This window comes from Roseiconus nitratireducens (assembly GCF_008629675.1).
GTDB classification, from domain to species: Bacteria; Planctomycetota; Planctomycetia; order Pirellulales; family Pirellulaceae; genus Stieleria; species Stieleria nitratireducens.
Genome location: NZ_VWOX01000009.1, coordinates 245,225 through 266,509 on the forward strand (window position 1 = coordinate 245,225; position 21,285 = coordinate 266,509).

A 21,285-nucleotide genomic window follows, 5' to 3' on the forward strand; every position below is an offset into this window, starting at 1 on the left:
TCGGCGGGCTTGGCGAGACTATTTGATGACCCTTTTTCCAGGCGGATTGATGAACGAACCGATGACAAATTCACTCGGCCGGCTGGCACGCCTCCGGGCGATGGTGTGGCTGGTGATGCCATGTCTGGCATGCTTGTCAATCAATTCGGTTCCGGCGAGGGCGCAATCGGTGGGTCTGCCCGCGCCGCGTTTGTTGGCGACCTTTCCCATGGGCGGTCAGGCCGGATCGGAGGTCGAAATCACAATTCGTGGCGAATCGATCGACCCGGCAAGTGAGTTGGTCTTCTCCAACGACGGCATCCGGGCCGTCGCCAAGCGGGACGAGAAAGGAAACGCGGTTCCCAATACCTTCCTGGTCTCGATCGCCGAGGACTGCCCCACGGGGATTCACGAGGCTCGCGTGCTGACTTCGCTGGGGCTTTCCACACCACGCGTGTTCACGGTTGGCCACCTGAGAGAAACGACTCAGACCGAATCCTCGACGTCACCCGAATCGCCGCATCCCCTTGCGATTGATTCGGTATGCAACGCGGTGATGCCCGTCCGTGCCATCAATCACTATCGCTTCACAGCTTCCGAGGGCCAACGGATCTTCATTGAGTGTGCCGCGCGGCGAATCGATTCCAAGCTGCGACCGGTCGTGATCCTTTCGGACACGCTGGGGCGCGACCTGTTGGTGGAGCGGACCGGCGACCCCTTGGATTTCACCGCCCCCGCCGATGGCGACTACTTGATCAAGGTTCATGAACTGACGTTTCAAGGCGGTGCGGACTTTTTTTATCGGCTCGCTCTGAGCGAACTGTCGGACGAAGCGAAGCCCGTGCCGGATGCGGGGACCGTCGCCGTCAGTGCCGCTTCCTGGCCGCCGGAATCGTTCACCCCCGGCGACTCGTCGCCGGAAACGGAACCCAATGATCAAGCGACGGAGGCGCAAACGATCACCCCACCCTGTCAGTTGGCCGGCACGTTCTTCCCTGCCGCGGACGTGGACGTGTTTGAATTCACGGCAAAGAAGGGACAAACGTGGTGGATCGAAGTTGGTTCGCAGCGCCTTGGCTTGCCGACCGATCCCTCCGTCCTGGTGCAACGCGTCGTGCCGCCGCTTCCTGAATCCAAACAACAGCCGACCCTTGTTGATGTGGCGTTGCTGAGCGACATCCCCAGTCCGGTCAAGGTGTCTGGCAACAACTACGCCTACGACGGGCCGCCCTACAACGTCGGATCGTCCGATGTGCTTGGAAAGCTGGAGATCCCCGAAGACGGACTGTACCGGCTTGAGCTTTCGGATCTGTTTGGCGGGACGCGTCAAGATCCACGAAACCGGTACCACTTGGTGATTCGGCAAGCGTCGCCCGATTTTGTCCTGGTCGCGTGGGCGATGCACATGGAACTGAGGAACGGTGACCGCAACGCGCTTTCCAAACCGATCGCGTTGCGACCGGGCGCGACCATGCCGCTGGAAGTCGTCGCGATTCGGCGCGACGGGTTTGACGGGGCAATTGAACTGTCGATGGACCTGTTGCCGCCGGGGGTGACGGCGGACGGTTTGACGATTCCCGCCGGCCAGTCGCGGGGCGTGATGCTGGTCACCGCCGATGCGGAAGCACCGCCGGGCTGGAGCCGAGCTCGATTGGTGGGACGATCCGAGATCGATGGCAAACCGGTGACCCGAACCTGCCGCCTTGCGTCCATGGCTTGGCCGGTGAAAGACGCCTGGGCGGAAATCCCGCATCCCAGATTATTGGCGGACGTCCCGGTCTCCGTCGGAAGTGCCGAGATCGCCCCGCTGACCGTCCAGCCCCGTTCGCCGGAAACGATTCAGGTTCAGGAAGGCCAGTCGCTGACCCTGCCAGTCGATTTGATCCGTCGGAGCGAGTTTTCGGGGACGAAAATTCGCCTGGAAGTCATGGGGCACGGTTTTGAGAAACATCCAAAAATCGATTTGGATTTGAATCAAGACAGCGCCGATGTCGTGCTGGACCTGGCCAAACTGAAGGTTGCCCCCGGCCAGTACAAAATCGCCCTCTGCGGTAGCGTCGTCGCGAAGTACTCGCCGCAAGCGATCGCCCTGTCGGACCTTGTTGACGCGCCGACCAAACCCGTTCCCACCAAAGACATTGTTGACATTGTCGTTTCACGCCCGTTCACCATCGAAGTCCAGCCCGCGAAGAAACCATGAGCCGATCCATCAGGCAACGCCGCGCGGAGGACGCTGCGGCGCCTTCCTCCACACACTGCCCCGGTCCCTCGGGCGATCCCCTGCAACGCGGAACTCGCCGCAGCTTCATGCGGATGGGCATCGCCGGGTTCGCCAGTTTGAGCCTTCCCGGGATGCTGCGTTTGCGTGCGGCGAGCCCGACGGCACAGCAGGCGAAAACAGCGGTCATCATGGTCTGGCAACCCGGCGGGTGTTCCCACATCGACACCTACGATCCCAAGCCGCTGGCCGGGACCGAGTATCGCGGTCCCTTCGGCCGCATCGCGACCAAGGTGCCTGGAATGCAATTCACCGAGTTGCTTCCCAGACAAGCCGCCATCGCGGACAAGTTCACCGTGCTCCGCAGCATGCATCAAACTGCGGGTGGACATCCCGCCGGTTCGATGCAGCTGCTGTCGGGCGATTCCGATACCCGCGACAAGCCCAAACCCCGTTTGCCGGATTGGATGTCCGTGGCCAATTACCTGCGCTCGAATGATCCCGCGGGGAACGACCCCGAGCGACGCAATCCGTTGCCTCGCTACGTCGGTATCAATCCGCCCACGCAGTACAACGGCCCCGCCTATCTGGGCGACGCCTATTCGCCCTTCGCCGTCACCGGTGATCCGAACTCGCCCGACTTCGTCGTTCCCAATATCGGGCTGACCGATTCGCATCAGGTCCGGCGACTGAATCGGCGCGTCGACCTGCGGCAAAAGCTGGACGACTTGTCGCGGGCATTCGACGAGTACGGCCAGGCCGGAACGCTGGACGAATTTGAATCCCAGGCGATGGCGCTGCTGACCAATCCCGAAACCAAACAGGCGTTCGACCTGAGCCAAGAAGACGACGCCACGCGGGACCGCTATGGCCGCAACACTTGGGGACAACAATTGCTGCTGGCCCGCCGGCTTGTCGAAGCGGGCGTGGAGGTGTTGACAAGCAGCTTGCGGGGTCCGCTGTGCGGCCGGGTCCAGAACTGGGACGATCACGCGGTCAATCATCACGTCTTTGATGCCCTCAGATTCCGCGCCGCGGCCTACGACCAAGCGGTCACCGCCCTGATCGAAGACATTCACGAGCGCGGTCTGCAGGACCGCGTCCTGGTGGTGGTGACGGGGGAGTTCGGTCGGACCCCCAAGATCAGCCATCAGCCCAGCACCGGCGCCGGAAACGCCAGTGCGCCCGCCGGCACCCAGCAACCCGGACGTGATCACTGGCCGCGCGCGTTTTCTAATCTGTGGGCCGGAGGCGGAATCCAGCCGGGACAATGCATCGGCGCGACGGATCGACGCGGCGAAGACGTGATCGAACGGCACTGCGGTCCCGGCGACTTCCTGGCCACCCTTTACCATCACCTGGGAATCGACGCTTCCAACGTCTTCCTGGAAGATTTCAACGGTCGACCGACGCCGATCGTTGATCACGGAAGACCGATCAAGGAGTTGATGCGTTCGACGTAAAACCTCCGCAGCTTTGGAAGGTTCCTTACGAATTGCCGGCCAGATTCGCCAAGGCGGCGCGCCAAGTGCAGGTAAAAAACTTCGTGGAACGAGCTTTTCTGGCACGGTCTCCACGCTGGAACGATTCACAACTCCGCTTTGACCGAACTGAACGATGAGTACAAAACAGACGATGAGCACGAAAGAACTGACGGCCGTGGATGTGATGTCTTCGGCCGTGCGGACGGTCCCGTCCGACATGACGCTACCGGATTTGGAGAAGGAGCTGATCCGGGAAAAAGTCAGCGGGTTTCCGGTTGTCGATCAAGGAAAGCTTGTCGGCGTCGTGTCTCGGGCAGACGTCGTTCGTCAGATTTGCGCCGAACGAAGTGTGGCCGAGTACGTGTCCGATTTTCACTTCGACGAAACCGGCTTCTTTGAAGACAAGATGGAATCATTCAAGGACATCGCGGATCGTGTCGGTGAGCGAATCGAAAGTTTGAAAGTGGGGGACGTGATGATCAAAGACCCGCTGACGGTGCCAACCGGGATGCCGGTCGAACGGGTAGCCAAACAGTTCATGGAGCACCGTGTGCACCGTTTCCCAGTCACCGACCATGGCGATCTGGTCGGCATCGTCACGACTTCGGACTTGGTCCGTCTGATTGCCGACCGGCGATTGGTGACATCCTGAAATCCGCAGCCGGCCGGCCTTCGTCGATTCGTTGCGTCGCAAACGAAACGTCAGCGGAATGGCTGCCGGAACTCTCTCGCGTCCAAGTGGCCTTCGGCAAGCAACCCCGCCGGGAAAGTCATCGCGACGCCTGGGCGAATCAGTGCTTCCCAATCAGGTCAGGCACCGTCGCGTTCGGATCGACGTCTGCCATCGTCGCACCCGGCAGCCTGGCAACGTCCTCACCGCCGGCTCCCAATTGAAGATAGAAGCCAATGCTCTCGACGATCGAGTGCGGCAGCGGGGTGCGGCGATCACAGATTTCCGACAGCGTCAATTCGCCGTCTGCGTTTCCGTCCAGATCATCGAACACCGTCGACAACGCGTCGCGATTGGCGAACGAATCCGCCGTTTCCTCAACGGACTTCGCATCGTCGCTCTTGCTCAACAAGTTGGCCACGGCATCTTCCGCGCTGCGTCGGATCGCGGCGAAAGCCGCCGCCCGATTCTCGTCGGCTCCCGGCGTCGAAAGGACCAACATGTCATCGTCACTCGGCGCCCGCCCGGCATCACAACGGAGCAGCAACGAATCACTGGCCGTCAGCCCCGGAGCAACCGGAACACACCCGATCCAAAAATCACGCTTTTCCGCGGAGTACTCCCACTCATAACCGAAACCGACCAGCGTGCCTTCCCGGGAAAGGCTCAGCCCGTGGGCGGCAGCCTGGACCGACCAGAATCCGTCCTCCGGCGAGATGCGACCGGGAAACGACCCCGTCTCTCGGTGGTAATTGAAGACGGCAATTCCGATCTGCTTCAAATTGTTGGTGCAACTGGATCGATTGGCGGCCTCCCGAACTTTTTGGACCGCCGGCAGCAGCAATCCGATCAGAATCGCGATGATGGCGATCACCACCAGCAACTCAATCAGGGTGAAGCCGCCTCGAACGTGGTGCCCTTGAAGAATTGCTCGACGAGATTCGGAAGGCAATATGGCCTGACGTGACATGGGATCGTTCCTGGGTTGAATGTGAAGTAGCCCCGTGAAATGGCTGATACTTCACGCCCGAAATCGATCCTTCCGTCCCGCCAAAAAAAATGCCAATGCGGCCTCTTCGCCGGAAAATTGCCGAAGCAACGTCTGCGGCCCGTCTCGGATCGCCCGCATCCCAGGTCACTCCTCAACCGCCGTCCAGCTTCTGCAAATCGGCTCGGCTGTCTTCATACGTTTCACAAAAAGCCAGTGCCCTCGGGTCGGGTTCCCGTCCCCAGATCCGGCAAGCCTGTTCGTAAAGCCCCGGCCACCAATTGCGGTGTTCGGTCAATCCTTGTTCGCGGTACTCGCGCCAATGACTGAGCACCTTCGTCCAGCAGCGGTCGCCGTACTGAAGTGACTCATTGAGCGAAGCAAATCGGGGAACGTACCAATGCCGGCCGATCTGGGCGTGCAAGACTTCATCGGCCCAATCAAAGTCCTGAAAAAGTGCCGAAAGCGGATCACCACTCTCCTTAGCGACCTCCCACTCGTATCGTTTTCCCGTCCGTGGCATCAATCCCTGCTCGATAAAGAACAACACGCCGTGCCGCTCCCTGGCATCCAGCTGCAAGTTCAGGTTTCGTGACCATGTAAAATTGATCGGGATCTGACGCCAATCGATTCCCTGCGACACAAACCCGACCTCGCCCATCATGGCGTGCCGCGCTTCGTCCCAAAGCTGTCGCGACATCTCCTGGTGAAACTCCCAAGGCTCCTCGTTCTTTAACTCCACCAGAATGCTCGCCATCATTTCCGGAACATCCAACTCGCGAAGCCGCTTGTAATACATCATCAGCGTCTTATCACGCGCTGAAAAATTCGGGTCGTACAGAAAAGCCTCCGGGTTGACGCCGGCGTTGTACGGATCGATGAACCGTTCATCCCGTCGCGGTTCCTTTTCGAACGTGACCGGCTGTTCCGCTCGATACGGTTCGGGAATCTCGCCGTCGGGTGCCGCGGTCCCATCGATGCTGCCGGCGGCCGCAAGGCACTTCGTCAAAAACTCTTGCCACGGTTCCAGGTTCGGCTGTTGCCGCGCGTCGATCAGGCACCGGATCGCTTGCCGTCCAAATTCCAAGACGTCGGTCAATTCGAATTGCATCAACCGAGCAATCCGCACCGTCGGCGCGTCGGCCAGCGGATGTGCGTCTCGCTGCAACCGCTCGCAAGCGGCCAGCAACTCAGGCAAGACAACCTGATAGACTCCGACCAACAGCTCGTCGCCCGTGGCCCCATCGATCTGGTCATGCATCCGTTCCAGCGCCGCGTGCGGAACGTCCTCCAAACCCAATGGCGGTTCGCGCATTTCTCCGACGCGACGTCGCAGCAGCGTCACCTGTTCGGACAGCACGTAGGCATGGTGGCTGAACGCCATTTTCAATTCATAGATGGGCTCGCCGGTGATCCGCGCGGTCAACGATTCATGCAACCGCTTGAAGCTGTAGTGCAACCGCTTCAACCGGGCGACACTCTCCTCCAAACTCCAATCGCTTTCGGCGGCTCGTTGCAGCGAGCACAGCCCGGCGAGCGGCGGAAGGGATTGGTAGGTTTCGTATTGGCTGGGATCAAGCATGGTTTCGATCCGATCAGGCAGAGTCTGCGATGGGGAAGCAATGGGCGAGGCGATGCCGGTTGATGGCGATGGGAACACCGGCCAAATCGTTTGGCCTTGGAGCACAGCCACCGGCAGGCGACGGCAGTTACATTGAAGCAAAACGCATCGGCTGCTCATTGCCAATCGGCGCTGTTCACCCCAACCACCGTCGGCGATCCAATGTACCGCACGTCGCGGCGCCGACGCGTCCGCACGGTGGGCGATCACGGTCCTGCAAAAAAGAAACCCGAAGGAAAACATTGTGAACTTGCATCGCCTTGGGATTTTGATGCCGCGATTGATCGTCGCTTTCGCACTGTTATCCGTCGTCCCACCCTCAACAGCATCCGAGACGCTCCCGGGAACCCGACCGTTGACCACCGGTGACCCGCTGGATGAACAGATGGTTGCGGGAATCGACCGATTCGTGATGCGGCGGATCCGCCAAGAACGTGACCTGCGACCAGGACGTTGGCGATTGGATTTTGACAGTCTGGAGAGCTATCAGCGGAGCTTGGCAACTTATCGCGACAGATTGCGGGAATTGATCGGCGCGGTCGGCAACCGCCCGGACGCGGCCGGTTTGGAATTGATAGCGACGACCATCCAGGATGCGCAGGTCGCCCAGAACACCGCCATGACAATCACCGCGGTTCGCTGGCCGGTCCAAGATGCGATCACCGCCGAGGGATTGTTCTTGCGTCCCACGGATTCTCCGGTGGCCAGGGTCGTCGCCATTCCGGATGCGGACTGGACGCCCGAAATGGTCAGCGGCTTGACCGAATCACCTTCACGGTTTGCCGCGGATCTGGCGTCGCTCGGTTGCGAGGTGCTGGTGCCAACGCTGATCGACCGCGACGTCCGGTTCAGCAAGAACGACGCCATCGGACGAAAGACGAACCTGCCGCATCGTGAGTTCGTTTACCGCACCGGCTTCGAAGTGGGGCGTCACATCATCGGATACGAAGTCAACAAGGTGCTGGCCGCCGTCGATCAGTTGGAATTGCGGAACCGCAATGATCAAAGAAATCTCCCGATCGTCGTGATGGGTGTGGGGGAAGGCGGACTGCTCGCGTTGCACAGCGGCGCGCTGGACACACGGATCGCTGCCACGGTCGTCAGCGGGTACTTCGATCAACGCGAAAGAGTCTGGCAGGAACCGATCTACCGGAATGTCTGGGACCAATTGACGCTCTTTGGTGATGCGGAGATCGCAGGAATGATCGCCCCGCGGCATTTGCTGATCGAATCCGGGAGCGCGTCACCCGAAGTCGACGGACCGCCCCAGACGGAACTGCGAAACATTGCGGCTCCGGGTCAGATTCGTCGTCCCGATCCGGCCTCCGTCGCCGTTGAACTGGAGCGTGCGTCCAAACGCTGGCAACGACTGCGTGACGTCGCGCCCTCGCAAATCGGTGCAATCGAGAGGCAGGTTTCCACGTCCGCCCCGTTGTCGTTGCCGGTGACCAGGGACGTGCTGCGAATGTTGGATGTGCCAATGCACTCCGTCGACGCGGACGCAGGGACGCTGTCCGACTCGCGAACGGGTTTCTCGGCAGCTCACCGGCAACGGCGGCAACTGCGAGAACTGGTCGCGGACACCCAGCGGGTTTTGCGGAGCTGCCACCGGGAACGTGAACGTCGATTCGAAGCGGCCGACCGAGCGTCGGCGGACCGCTGGGACCAGACATCCCAGGTCCTTCGAGAACAAGTTCACCAGGAACTGTTCGGCCAATTGCCCGTGCCGACGATGGATCCCGATCCCCGATCCAGGTTGATCCTCCAGACGGACGATTTCATCGGCTACGAGATCTCGTTGGACGTCTATCCGGATGTGATCGCCGCGGGGATCCTGCTGTTGCCCACGGGGATGAACCCCGGTGAGCGTCGCCCCGTCGTGGTTTGCCAGCACGGCCTGGAGGGCACACCGATGGAGACAATCGACGGACCGGGGTCCAAGGCGTACCGCGCCTACAAGTCATTCAGCGCCCAACTGGCCCGCCGCGGATTCATCGTCTACGCGCCCCAGAACCCGTACCGGGGCGGCGATGCCTTTCGCGTGCTTCAGCGAAAATCGAACCCGATCGGGCTTTCACTCTTCAGCTACATCATCGAACAACACCGGGTCGCGTTGCGGTGGCTGGCGACATTGCCCCACGTGGATTCGCAACGCATCGGTTTCTATGGGCTTTCCTACGGCGGCAAAACAGCGATGCGCGTCCCGATGGTGCTGAGGCCGCAAGCGGGGCAACCGGGCTACTGCCTGTCAATCTGCAGCGGTGATTTCAACGAATGGGTTGCCAAGAACGTTTCGGTCGATGCGCCCTTCAGCTACCTGTGGACCGGGGAGTACGAGATTTACGAGTGGAATATGGGGCACGTCGCCAACTACGCCGAACTGGGCATGCTGATCGCGCCACGCCCCTTCATGGTGGAGCGGGGTCATTCCGATGGCGTGGCGATCGACGAATGGGTGGCTTGGGAATACGCAAAAGTCCGCCGGCACTACGACCAATTGGGAATCGGTGACCGAACCGAAATCGAATTCTTTGACGGCCCGCACACCATCCACGGCCAACGCAGCTTCGACTTTTTGCAACGACACCTGGATTGGAGGCAAGTTCAGGCCCCGTAGCCATCGCGCGTTCACAATCGTGTAGACTGCCCCGGTCGCCTCCGCCCCTTCTTCTGGCCGCCCCACGCCATGCCACGTTCCGTGTCCCGCGTTCTCTTTTCTCTCGCGTTCGGTCTGCTGTTCCAAGCCTGGGGTTCCATAGCAGCGGCCCAATCAACGGCAGCGGCCCAATCGCAATCGGCCCAACCCGAAACCAACTTGCTGGTTTCCCCGGCGACCCCGGCCCGCAACGTCACCGGTCGCTGGGCCACCATGAGTGTCACCGGCGCGAATCGATCCGATACCGACGCCGTCGAAACAGCGGTCGTGATGCTGGGCGACGCAACGAACCAGCAGTTCGCGCGAGAGTTCTGGATTCCCGCGAAGGCCAAACGTCAATCGTGGCTGCCCGTTCGGATCCCCGAGGACATCCCGATGGGGCAAAGCCAATTGACGATGTCGTCGATTCACCTGAAACAGACTGACGGCGGTGAAGCCTTTCAGAACAATGCCGTGGGGATGCCCACCAGCACCCGATCGCTGCTGCTTTCCTGGGAATCTTCGCGCACCGGAGTTCTGTTGGAACCGTCCGACCCCGACCAAGGGACGGACGAGCGAATGGATCAACTGCTGAGAACCATTTACGCCGCGCGCGATTCCCTGGGAGTCTCTAACCAAGATCTGGGGATCGTCAACTTCAGCGGATCCTTCCTGCCACCGGTTCCCAAGCCGTTGGACCCTTTGGATCAATTGGTGATCGCGGGCGATCAGATGCTGTTGGATTCGAGCGCCGTCACGCAGATCCGCTCGTGGGTCCATTCTGGCGGAAGACTCTGGGTCATGATGGACCAGATCGATTTCGATGCGGCCCGCGCCCTGGTCGACGGCCTGGAGACATTCAGCCCGGTGGACCACGTCGAATTGAATTCGTTGGCGTTGCGGCAGTCCAGCCAACTGGCTCCGAGCGACGAGGCGACCGTCGACGAGTGGACATCCGAGAAGCCGGCCAAGCTGCTTCGCTGTCTGGTCGAATCCGGTGAAGTCGCGTACCGCGTTGACGGTTGGCCGGCGGCCGTCTGGCTCCCATTCGGAGAAGGCGAGATTCTGTTGACGACCCTGGAAGCCAACGGTTGGATCCATCCCGACCGCCCCACGACAGCCCTCCAGACACTCGCGACACGTTTCTTCGTCGCACGACTGGAACCGGTACAACCGAGTCTGGAATTGGCAACTTCGTTAAGCGACCAGATCGGATATCAGATCCCGCAGCGATCGGTCATCGCGCTCGTGCTTGGGTTTCATCTGCTGGTTCTCCTGGGTGCCGGGATTGTTTTGATGCAGCGTCATGCGTTGCACCACCTGGCGTGGCTGGTTCCTGCGACCGGAGTGCTGGGCACCGCGGCGCTGCTGTGGATCGGCACCCGGCAAACGTCGGTCGTTCCGGCGACAATCGCCACCGCCCAGGTCACGCAAGTGTTGCCGGGCGGTTCCGAAGGCCGCGTCGCGACGGTCGCCGCCATCTACAGTGGACAAAGCCAGATGCTGGAATTGTCCGCATCGCCGCAAACGACCACACGATTGCCCGACCTGGAAGCGTCCAGCGAAATGCGGCGCTTGGTTTGGGATGACAGCGGACGATCCAATTGGCAATTCGTGTCGCAACCGCCCGGCGTGGTGCGACAGGTGCGTGCCGACTCCACCGCCCTGTTCCCACGCCCCTGGATGCTACGCGGGACCTTCGGCCGCGACGGGTTCGAGTCTCGTTTGATCGGCTTGGAAGGCAAGCAGATGGACGACGGAGTGATCGTTGCCCTCGGACGTCCGACGCTTGCGGTCGACGTTAACAGCGAATCAACCGCCGCCAGCGGCTTTGATGACGTGATGTCGCCCGACCAGTTCATTGACGACACGTTGCTCAGCGATGTTCAGCGCCGGCGGCAACAACACCTCCGCGAACTGATGTCGGATGAACCACCGTTGATCGGTCCCACACCGACGCTGCTCGCCTGGACGGACCCGCTTGGTGGCGGCGTGACCATCGGCGGTGACTTCAACCGCAAAGGTTCGATGCTGGCCGTCGTTCCGGTCGAACTGGAACGCCCGTCGGCCGACACGCCGTTCCGCGTCCCGGCCAGTTTCGTGCGGCTGGAATCCGTCGGCAGCGGAAGCGGCACGACCTCTTTCTTCAATTCGGAAACGGGCAAGTGGCTGGCCGAAATGAATCAGCCCACTCAGACCGTGCTACGGTGCGTGCCGCCCTCGGTCCTGCTGCCCTGCCGACTGTCGCGGGCGGTCATGGAAATCAAGATCAAGGCCCCCTCGCGGCAATTGGAAATCCAAGGCCGTGTCGACGGCGAATTCGTCACGCTGCACCGTGTGAGCAATCCGGCAGGCGTGTTGCGTTTCGAAATCGATCAAACCGATTCGCTGCAACTGGATGCCGACGGCGGACTGGTCATCGCGATCGCGGTGTCGGAAACGGCCGAACAGCGGGAAGCCGCCGAAGAAGAATTATCGGCAGCGGACGAAGCGGACTCGGACGAATCCGATGACGATCGCGACACCGACCCGGCTCCCATCCGCAGCCCGTGGCAAATCGATTACCTCCACGTCAACCTGGAAGGAATAACCCTGTGACCGTGCGAATCGTGACCTCGCGAGTTTTCGCGTCACCGCTAACCGGCTACGTGCCACCGGGCTGTCGCCTCTTAGCGCGAATGTCCGCATCGGACGATCCTGACCACGGGAGGCGACCGTGACCGATCCCGAAGTGGTTGTCCAAACACACGACCTGACCAAACAGTACGGCGAATTCACCGCCCTGGACTCCCTGTCGATGCAAGTCGGTCGAGGACAGATCCTGGGCTTCATCGGCCCCAACGGCGCCGGGAAAACAACGACCATCCGAATTCTGGTTGGGTTGCTCAAGCCGACCAGCGGCAGCGCCAGCATTGCCGGAGCCGACTGTCTGCAGGATGCCCGCAAGATCCGACGATTGGTCGGCTACATGCCCGACGACTTCGGTTCCTACAACAACATGCGCGTCAGCGAGTACCTGGATTTTTTCGGCGCCGCGTACGGCATCGGCCGGCGGCGGCGGACCGAGCGCATCGACGAAGTCCTGGAAATCACGCACGCCTCGCACATGAAGGACCTGTTCGTCGATGCGCTCAGCCGTGGGATGCAACAGAAGGTTGCCATCGCCCGAACCTTGATGCACGACCCCCAGGTGTTGATCCTGGATGAACCGGCCAACGGACTTGATCCGCAAGCGCGCATCGAAATGCGTGGCATGCTGCTGCGGCTCTCTGGCTTGGGTAAGACATTGATCGTGACCAGTCACATCCTGCCCGAACTGGCTCGTGTTTGTGATCTGGTGGCGATGATCACGAAAGGCAAATTGCGTGCATTCGGCACCGTGGACGACATCATGCGAAACGTCCGCCAGCGGCGCACGTTTGAGATCCTGTTGTTGCAGCACGATCAGGTCGATCGCGTCGCGGCCCTGGTGCGAGACTGGTTTCAACAACACGCGGCGCAGGAGACTTCGGGCCAGACGGATGTGACCGGGGCCGAAGCCGAAATGATGGTTCGATTCTCCACCAGCCTGAACGATCAAGCCATTTCACCGCTACTCGGGCACCTGGTCAGCCGAGGCGAGCCGGTCGCACAGTTCCGGGAAGTCACGGCGGACCTGGAAGACGCGTTCCTGTCCGTGGCGGGATCCGATGACACGACGCCCGGAAGTGATTCCCAGGCCGCCGCAGACGCCACCGAAGCCGCCGCCGCGGAACGTCGATCGTCGCACCCGACCGGGCCGACGAAGGAGACACCTTCGCGATGAACCCGGTGATTCGGCGCGAGTTTTTTGGGATCCTCCGCTCTCCCAAGGCCCTGGCAGTGCTGGTGGCGCTGACCGCCGTGTTTTCAGCGGCCGTGCTGATGTACTGGCCCGCCGATGCCTCGGTCGACCTGAGCGGCAAGACGTCCATCCACGTGTTTCGGATCTTCGGGTACGGGCTGTTGGCCGGTGTGGTTTTTCTCGTTCCGGCGTTTCCGGCCACGTCCATCGTGAACGAGCGCAACAGCGGCACCCTGGCGTTGCTGCTGAACTCACCGCTGAGCGCCGCATCGATTTACTTCGGCAAACTCTCCGGCGTGCTGCTCTTCAGCCTGTTGGTGTTGTTGTGCAGTTTGCCGGCTTCGGCGGCATGCTATGCGATGGGCGGAATCGGGCTGTGGGATCAACTCGGGATGCTGTACCTGGTTCTGTTCCTGTTGGTCGTGCAGTATGTCACCATCGGAATGCTGGTGAGCAGTTACGTCCAGTCCAGCGATGCCGGCGTTCGCATCACCTACGCCATCGTACTGGGACTGCTGTTCGCGACGCTGCTGCCCGCCGCGTTCATTCGCGGCACCGGCGGTTGGGGCACGGCGCTCGGTTCGGTCGCCTCGGCGATCCGTTGTCTTTCGCCGCTGCCGGCGGTGATGGAGATCATGCGGCACAGTGACGTCGTGTCGACGGGGCTGAAAGAAAGCTCCAACACCAGCGGCTTTCTGCTCGCATCGATTCTCAGCAGCGTTATCTTCGCCGGGTTGACGCTGTCCCGGCTGAACTACCGGATCTTCGATCGCTCGCGTTCGCAAGGTGTGATGACCGACGAACGCGGGCTGCTGGCGCGGATCGTTCGGCGGTTGGTTTACATCGTCGATCCGCAACGACGAAAACGTGGGATCCCCTGGTACCTGAATCCCGTGATGGTCAAGGAGTTCCGTTGCCGCCGGTTCGGCCGGTCTCAATGGTTGCTGCGGCTGGTCGCGGTGTGCGCGGTGGTTTCTCTGGTCTTGACGTTCCTGGCGGCGACCAGCGTGACGTCCTGGGGCGTCGACCGGATCGGCAGCCTGCTGGTGTTGTTGCAGGTCGTGCTGATCGTCGTGTTGACGCCCAGCCTGGCGTCCGGGCTGATCAGCAGCGAACTGGATAGTGGCGGCTGGGATCTGCTGCGGTTGACCCCGCTTTCATCCGTCCGGATCGTGTTCGGCAAAATCCTGAGCGTGTTTTGGACGCTGGCTCTGGTCTTGCTGGCGACCCTGCCCGGGTACCTGATGATGATCATGATCCAACCTTCGATGTGGCTGCAGGTGAAATTGGTGCTGATCTGCCTGGCCTGGACCGCGGCGTACGCGTTGGCGGTGAGTGCCGCGATCGGCAGCCTGTTTCGGTCGGCCGCCGTCTCCACCACAATCGTTTACATCGTCGTGATCGCCTTGTTCTTGGCGCCGCTGTTGATTTGGCTGGGCCGTGACGCACCGTTCGGCCACGACACGGTGCAGAAGGCGTTGCTGATCACCCCGGTCGGGGCGGCACTGAACGTCATCGAAGCGCCGGGCTTCGAAAACTACACGCTGCTGCCTGCGGCCTGGTGGATCGCCGGAGCGGTCACAGCATTGATGGCACTGGTTTTGGGAATACAAGTATGGCGACTGACACGTCCGGTATGATCGACGCCAAGGGCTTGCTCCGACCGCGGATGCTCGCGTGGTTGGCCGGCTGGCTGTTGCTGGTCGGTCCGGCGGTCGGCCCGGTGGCCGGCCAGTCAATCCTGGATGAATACGAGCTGCCGATGTTCGATCGGCCCGAATTGCCGTTCAGCAAGATCCAGTCGGTGTTTCAGCCGGGGCTGAAGGAATTGTGGCTCCGGGCACTGCAGCGACCCGATGCACAGTTGCAGCGAACGGTGATCGACACCATCGCGATGGCGCACCGCAAGGGCCTGCCGGGACTGGAAGAAACCATCCCGCGGCTGGTCGAACTTGCCAAACAGCCGAACCAGAATCGGGACGTCCAGCGATCGATCGCCCAGACACTGGTCACGCTCGATGCCCGCCAACACGCATCGTTGCTGCAAGGACTTTCGGTCCGGCACGGCCTGTCGTTGGCGGAGATCGTCGAACCGGCGTTGGCGTCGTGGGAGTTTGGCGAGATGGAAACGGTTTGGGTACAGCGGCTGCAGGACCGTGACGTTTCCGATCAGATGCTGCGGCTTGCCGTTTCGGGTTTGGGTGCGTTGAAAAGCGAACGCGGCACCGAAGCTCTGAAACAGGTGATCCGCTCGCGACATTCATCGAATTCGTTACGGGTGGCTGCCGCCAGGTCGCTGGGACAGATTCACGACACCTCACTGACCGAGCTGGCTGAAACGTTGACCTCCACGCCCTCGACGCCTCCCGAATTGAATTCGTTGATGGCGATCGAGCTGTTGTCGAATCACGAGGACGCCCAGGCGATCGATTTGTTGTCCGGCATGATCGATGCTGACAGCACCGCCATTCAGTCGCGAGCCTTGGAACGACTGTACGCGATTGATCCTGAACTGGTGAACCAGCGTGCCGTCCAACTAATCGCCAGCGACGATGTGAATGTCCGCCGCTTGGCCGCGCGAGCCATGCTGGCGTCCGAAACCGTGGCCAGGGTTCGCCCGCTGGCAAGGCTGCTGGACGACGTCAATCCGAGTTTGCGACGTGAGGTCGCGTCGGGACTGATTGACTTGGCGAAACAGGAAGACCTGCGCGGTGAGATTCTGGACGCGACGATGGAAGTGTTGAACGACGATCGCTGGCGAGGTTGCGAGCAGGCATGCGTCGTGCTGACCCATTTGGACCACAAGCCCGGCGGGCCTCGAATGGTCCAGCTGCTGGCACACCCACGCGGTGAAGTGCAGGTCGCGTCCGCGTGGGGCCTGACGCGGTTGCGGGTTGAGGCGTTGCTGCCCGACATGCTGGATCACGCCAAGTCCGTGTACGCCGGATTCCAGTCCGGCGAAATCACGTCCTCGCAACCCGGTGCCACCTATCACTTGGCGCATCTCTTCAATGCATTCGGCGACCAACAGTTTGAGCCGTCGGAAGACCTGTTGAAGAAGTTCATCCCCAAGCAGTTCGACCTGGGCATCATGCCGAGGGCGGCGGCGGCCTGGGCGCTGGGAATGATCCATGAAGGCGATCCCGATCAACCATTGGTCGACCTGTTTGTCGAGCGTCTGAGCGACGTGCAAGGCGATTTCCCGGAAATCGAAGCTGTCCGCTCCATGAGTGCCGTCAGCTTGGGTCGGATGGAGGCCAAGTCCGCCCTTCCGGTGCTGCGCCAATTCGCCGGCACCAACATCGCCTGTCGGTGGGCGATTGAACAACTCACGGGCGAAGAACCGCCGCCGATCCAAGACGTCATCCAAAACGTCGGCGGCTGGATCCTGGCTCCGCTGGAGGATAGGCCCGGCTCCTAGCGAATCCCCGCAGGTTCGCATCACGGCCGGCGGCAATCAAACGGCCGGGCCGATGGACCTAGCGTACGGTTTCTGCTTGAAAACCCGGCCCGTTGGGCCCGTTGGGCCCGTTGGGCCGGGCTGGACAAACGACGGGGCGTTGCCCCGTCCGGGGACTGTGCACCTCAACGACCCGCGCCGAATTCGCCGTCCCGTCCGGGGACAGAGCACCTCAACGACCCGCGCCGAATTCGCCAGGCCGAAGGCCCAGCCATATGCCTAGCCCAGCCCGGAACGGGCTGGGAATTCCAAACCAAACAATCCCCGAGGGCCAACGGCCGGGCCGTTTGTCCGCCCGCGGGGTGACCCCCAGTGTGGCCGCCGATGGCGGCGAACGGACAACACACCGCCAGGGGGCAATGCTACTATAGGCAAACCACCCGGGATCGATGCAGTCATCCTGGTTCCTCCCTGCAGCTGATTCCCGGGGCTTTTCCGATGTAGCGACGTCCGCAGTGCGGACGCGGATCCTTCCCCGTCACGATCGACCGTCAGCGAGAAAGTCCGATGCAAACGAATTCCCCAACGCGCCCAGCCCACCGTCCCTACCCTGCACGTCTGACCCGCAAACGCGCACGTCCCAAACGCCGGCGCCGTTCCGCTTCCCTGCGGCTTGAGACGCTTGAAGACCGAAAACTTTTGGCGGCCTACACCGTCACCAATCTGGATGACAGCGGTGACGGATCGCTTCGCCAAGCGATCATCCAGGCCAATGAGAACCCCGGCGCCGACACGATCGACTTTGCCGCCAGCGCCCGCGGCACCATCGAACTGGCCAGCCAACTGGTGATCACCGATGACGTCACGATTACCGGACCCGGGACAGACGGGTTGGTCCTGAGCGGCAACGGCCAAACGAGAGTCCTGGCGGTGCTTCCGGCCGACGTGGCAATGGCCCCCTCGATGACGCCATCGCTGGAAGAAGTCGCATCAGCACCTTCGGTCACCTTGGAAAAGCTTTCGATCACTGGCGGTCGGGCGGTCGATGCGCCCGGCTTTGACGCTGCCGATCCGACCAACCCCGGCTTCGCCTTTGGTGGCGGCCTGTACAACCTGGGCGGCTCGGTTCAACTCGATCGAGTGCACCTGTATGAAAACAGTGCCCAGGGCGTGGTCACCGCTGGCGGTGCCGTCGCGAACGAGTTTGGAGGATCGCTAACGGTGTCGCGAAGCGAGTTTTCCGGCAACACCTCCTCTGGCTTTTTGATCGCGGTCGGCGGCGCGATCACGTCGGACCTGGGACCGACGCGTGACGGGGTGACCACGGACCAACCGACGGTTTCGATCGAACGGAGTTCGTTCGTCGCCAATCAAGCGGCCGCCACAGCGGGATACATTGACGGTGTGGGCTTCAGCGGTCTGGGCGGCGGCGGCGCGGTGCTGAATGTCACCGGCACGATGACGATCTCGCGAAGCGATTTCGAAGGCAACGTGGCCACCGGGGGCATGGGCATCGAACAAGCCGGATCCACTTCCGGCGGCCCCGCGTTCGGTGGCGCTGTCTTGAGCGGCAACGCATCCCCGTTCGGATTTGCTCCGTCGACCCTACAGATCAGCCGCAGCACGTTCACCGACAACGCGGCGATCGGCGGGACGGGTTCGGTCGCCGGTCTGCAAGGCGGTCATGCCGGTGGTGGCGCGGTTGCCGTCGGCAATGCGGGGACGGCCGAGTTGAGCCGCAACGAATTCGGCGGCAATCAGGCTCTCGGTGGGGACGGCGGGATGGATGCCGACGGCGGCATCGGTACCGGCGGCGCCGTGAACGCATCTGGCATGGCAACGCTGATGCTGCAGCGAAACGCGTTCCTCGGAAACTCGGTCGAAGGCGGCGACGGGGCTGGTACCGGTACTTCGGCGTCCGGACGTGGCGGCGCGTTGGGCGTGGAATCACTCGCTTTGGCGGGTTTCCTTCCCGAACCGGCCTCGGCCGAAAGCCACCGGGATCGCTACCTAGAGAACGTCGCTTACGGCGGCATCGGTGGCGGCATTTACAACGAAGGTGAACTCCAAGCCGATCGCATCGTCGTCGCTTCCAATCACGCCATCGCTAAGTCGGATGTGACGATCGATTTCGTTCCCGGATACGAATTCCTGGGGGCGGCCTTGGGCGGCGGCATCTCCAACCTGGGCACCCTCGACCTCGCCTCATCGCGATTAGCCGACAACACCGCGGTCGGCGCGGACGGAGCATCGGGCCCCAACATCCTGATGCTTCCAGCGGGGACGGCGCTGCCGCTTTATCCGGGGATCGCCGTCGGTGCGGGACTCCACAACATCAACCAGGCGACGGTCAGCCACAGTCGCATCAGCGGCAACACGGCGTTGGCGGGCGACAACAACCTGGGCTCGTTTGCCGGCGTCGCCAACGGCGGCGGCGTTTACAACGACGGCAGCCTCAGCATCGGCCACAGCGTGTTGGTCAACAACGTGGCACAGGGTGGCGAGAACAACGTTGCCGACATCAACGCCGGTGGCGGTTACGGCGGAGGAGTCTCCAGCGGATCGGTCACCGCCCTGGTCGGAGTTCGGACCGCCGAACTGTCGGTCCACCACAGCCAGTTCCTGGGCAATCAGGCCCTCGGCGGCGAAGGCAACACCGGTCTGTTTCCCATCCCGCCAGCACACGCCCCCGCTGGCGGAACCGGAGGCGGCGTGCTGGTTTATCAAGGCACCGCGGAGATTTCCAAATCGCTGATCTCGAGGAACCTGGCCGAAGGCGGTGCGGGCGGACTGGGCGCGGGCGGCGGCGTGTTCGTGTTCGGTTTCGTCGGCCCGGTCGGCGCTCAAATCAGCGGATCGGTCATCTCAGGCAACCGCGCCGTTGGCGGCGACGGCGCGGCGGCGATGGGCGGAGGAATTGCCTCGGGCAGTTTGGGGTCGCTGTTCGGAGGCGATGTCACATTGGAGGTCAGTCGCACCCTCGTGCTGAAAAACCTTGCCGAGGGAGACGACGCCTGGGGAGGCGGCCTGTTCAACGATAGCGCTTCCGACCTCCGCCTGGAGCGATCACTCGTGTTCGCCAACCACGCGGTGGGCGAACCGGGAGACGGAATTGGGGGAGGGATCTACAACCTGGGTGACGTCGCATCGGTTCGGTCGAAGATCTTCGCCAACTGGGCTTCAACGGAATCGGACGACTGCTTCGGCTGCTAGCTGAACAGCGCGACTTGGCGTGAGCCGCGTAACGCTAGCCGCGGGTTTGCACGCATCGACCGGCGGCTACCGCCTTACCGCGCATTGCACTGCAAATCAGGGTGTTTTTGATTGACAGTGGCACTGTCCAGGTAGGCTTTGTGTAAAAACCAGCAGCCACGCTCGCCAGAGCGTGGAAGATGCAACATCGCCACCGTCTGCCGACGGTGGCGACAACGGTTTCGTGATCGACGAGGAATGTCGCCTTTCGCTCCGCGAAAGGAGCGGCACTGGTCCCCTCGCACTCCAGGCGACGCCGTTCCTCTGCACCAAGGCAGGACAGAAAACGTCCCAAAACCAAAAGAAAACCCCGCCGGGCATCCGGCGGGGTTTTGATGTTTCGAACCGTGTGGTCGCAGAACAAATCAACGGCGGGACACGCTGCGTCGTCGACGGACGCCGGCCAATCCCAACGCGGCCAATCCCCACACGGCCAGCGAGGTCGGTTCGGGAGCCGGGTTCGGTGCGGGAGTGGGTCCTCCCGGCGGAGTGGTGGAACCACCCCAAATCTCGATGTGTGAAATCTCTTGAAGCTGTCCTTGCTTTCCGAGCAAGCCTTCGTTGTTGAACGTCAACGGTTCGGTCCCGTTCCAGCCGACACCGTAGGGCGACGTGTCACTCAGATCGTAGACGACAAACCCGGTACCGCCACCTTTGACGATCAGGAACACCGGCTCTTCGGTATCAACGATCAAACCAGAATCGTGAGACAGCGTTCCCTGCGTCAGTCCCGAATTCACCAGGTCGGTCAGGTCATAATTCCCTGACAGCGGGCCGATGCCGACGCCACCGTTCGACCCGGGCGTCCACTTCAGCAGCTGGGTCCCCAAGTCAGTAATTTTGTTGTACGGATCGGTGCTTCCGGACAAATAATCCAGAATCCCAGACTCGCCAGGATTCCGAGGCGAAATGGGAGGCGTGCTGGTCGGGATGATGTTGGCAGCGGACAGCATGACGCCCGCCGAAACTTGGCCGGCGAAAACACAGGAAGCTGCCAGCACGACGCCGCACAGAAGCGATTTATTCACAATGCCCACGGTCAAAACCTTCGATTGTTTCCAATTTGCCCGGGGACCCTGAAACGGGAGGTTCATTGGGAATTGATCCCGAGGCAAAACTCACGGAGCAGACTATTCAAGGAATTCAGATTCGATAGCTGCCGGGCACAAAAAACCAAGAAAATTACCCAAATTACCAATCTTCGGGATGCAAAAT

Annotated in this window: 12 protein-coding genes; 9 read left to right on the forward strand and 3 right to left on the reverse strand. The window is 61.7% G+C overall.

Features of this window, described 5'->3' with window-relative positions:
* Positions 1-25: 25 nt before the first annotated feature.
* The 3 genes from FYK55_RS16765 (at position 26) to FYK55_RS16775 (ending at position 4,333) form a co-directional block, all read left to right on the forward strand.
* Positions 26-2,179 (forward strand): serine protease, encoded by a 2,154-nt coding sequence (locus FYK55_RS16765; RefSeq protein ID WP_201743732.1) that lies wholly within the window; start codon positions 26-28, stop codon positions 2,177-2,179.
* Entirely contained in the window at positions 2,176-3,660 is a 1,485-nt protein-coding gene (locus FYK55_RS16770; protein WP_150077582.1) for a DUF1501 domain-containing protein, read from the forward strand. Before FYK55_RS16765 ends, FYK55_RS16770 begins: the two co-directional genes overlap by 4 nt.
* A gap of 154 nt (positions 3,661-3,814) precedes the next feature.
* Entirely contained in the window at positions 3,815-4,333 is a 519-nt protein-coding gene (locus tag FYK55_RS16775; protein ID WP_150077583.1) for a CBS domain-containing protein, read from the forward strand.
* A 139-nt stretch (positions 4,334-4,472) separates the two neighbouring features.
* Here FYK55_RS16775 and FYK55_RS16780 read toward each other — a convergent pair whose 3' ends face one another.
* Positions 4,473-5,321 (reverse strand): DUF1559 family PulG-like putative transporter, encoded by an 849-nt coding sequence (locus tag FYK55_RS16780; protein WP_150077584.1) that lies wholly within the window; start codon positions 5,319-5,321, stop codon positions 4,473-4,475.
* A 172-nt stretch (positions 5,322-5,493) separates the two neighbouring features.
* Entirely contained in the window at positions 5,494-6,921 is a 1,428-nt protein-coding gene (locus FYK55_RS16785; RefSeq protein ID WP_150077585.1) for a hypothetical protein, read from the reverse strand.
* Positions 6,922-7,231: 310 nt separating this feature from the next.
* Here FYK55_RS16785 and FYK55_RS16790 point away from each other — a divergent pair, with 310 nt between their 5' ends.
* The 6 genes from FYK55_RS16790 (at position 7,232) to FYK55_RS16815 (ending at position 20,031) form a co-directional block, all read left to right on the forward strand.
* Entirely contained in the window at positions 7,232-9,577 is a 2,346-nt protein-coding gene (locus tag FYK55_RS16790) for an alpha/beta hydrolase family protein (protein ID WP_161604568.1), read from the forward strand.
* 69 nt (positions 9,578-9,646) lie between these two features.
* Positions 9,647-12,193: a hypothetical protein gene (locus FYK55_RS16795; protein ID WP_150077587.1), complete on the forward strand. Its 2,547-nt coding sequence runs from the start codon at positions 9,647-9,649 to the stop codon at positions 12,191-12,193.
* A 118-nt stretch (positions 12,194-12,311) separates the two neighbouring features.
* Positions 12,312-13,400, forward strand: coding sequence for an ABC transporter ATP-binding protein (locus FYK55_RS16800; RefSeq protein ID WP_201743733.1), 1,089 nt, complete (start codon positions 12,312-12,314; stop codon positions 13,398-13,400).
* Complete coding sequence (locus FYK55_RS16805) at positions 13,397-15,058, forward strand: ABC transporter permease (RefSeq protein ID WP_150077588.1); 1,662 nt, start codon at positions 13,397-13,399, stop codon at positions 15,056-15,058. Before FYK55_RS16800 ends, FYK55_RS16805 begins: the two co-directional genes overlap by 4 nt.
* A complete protein-coding gene (locus FYK55_RS16810) occupies positions 15,034-16,839 on the forward strand; it encodes a HEAT repeat domain-containing protein (RefSeq protein ID WP_150077589.1) in 1,806 nt (601 codons plus the stop codon). The genes FYK55_RS16805 and FYK55_RS16810 overlap by 25 nt, the downstream gene beginning before the upstream one ends.
* 546 nt (positions 16,840-17,385) lie before the next feature.
* On the forward strand, positions 17,386-20,031 hold the full coding sequence (locus tag FYK55_RS16815; protein WP_150077590.1) for a hypothetical protein: 2,646 nt from the start codon (positions 17,386-17,388) through the stop codon (positions 20,029-20,031).
* A 404-nt stretch (positions 20,032-20,435) separates the two neighbouring features.
* Here FYK55_RS16815 and FYK55_RS16820 read toward each other — a convergent pair whose 3' ends face one another.
* Positions 20,436-21,164, reverse strand: coding sequence for a PEP-CTERM sorting domain-containing protein (locus tag FYK55_RS16820; RefSeq protein ID WP_150077591.1), 729 nt, complete (start codon positions 21,162-21,164; stop codon positions 20,436-20,438).
* Between the last annotated feature and the right edge of the window lie 121 nt (positions 21,165-21,285).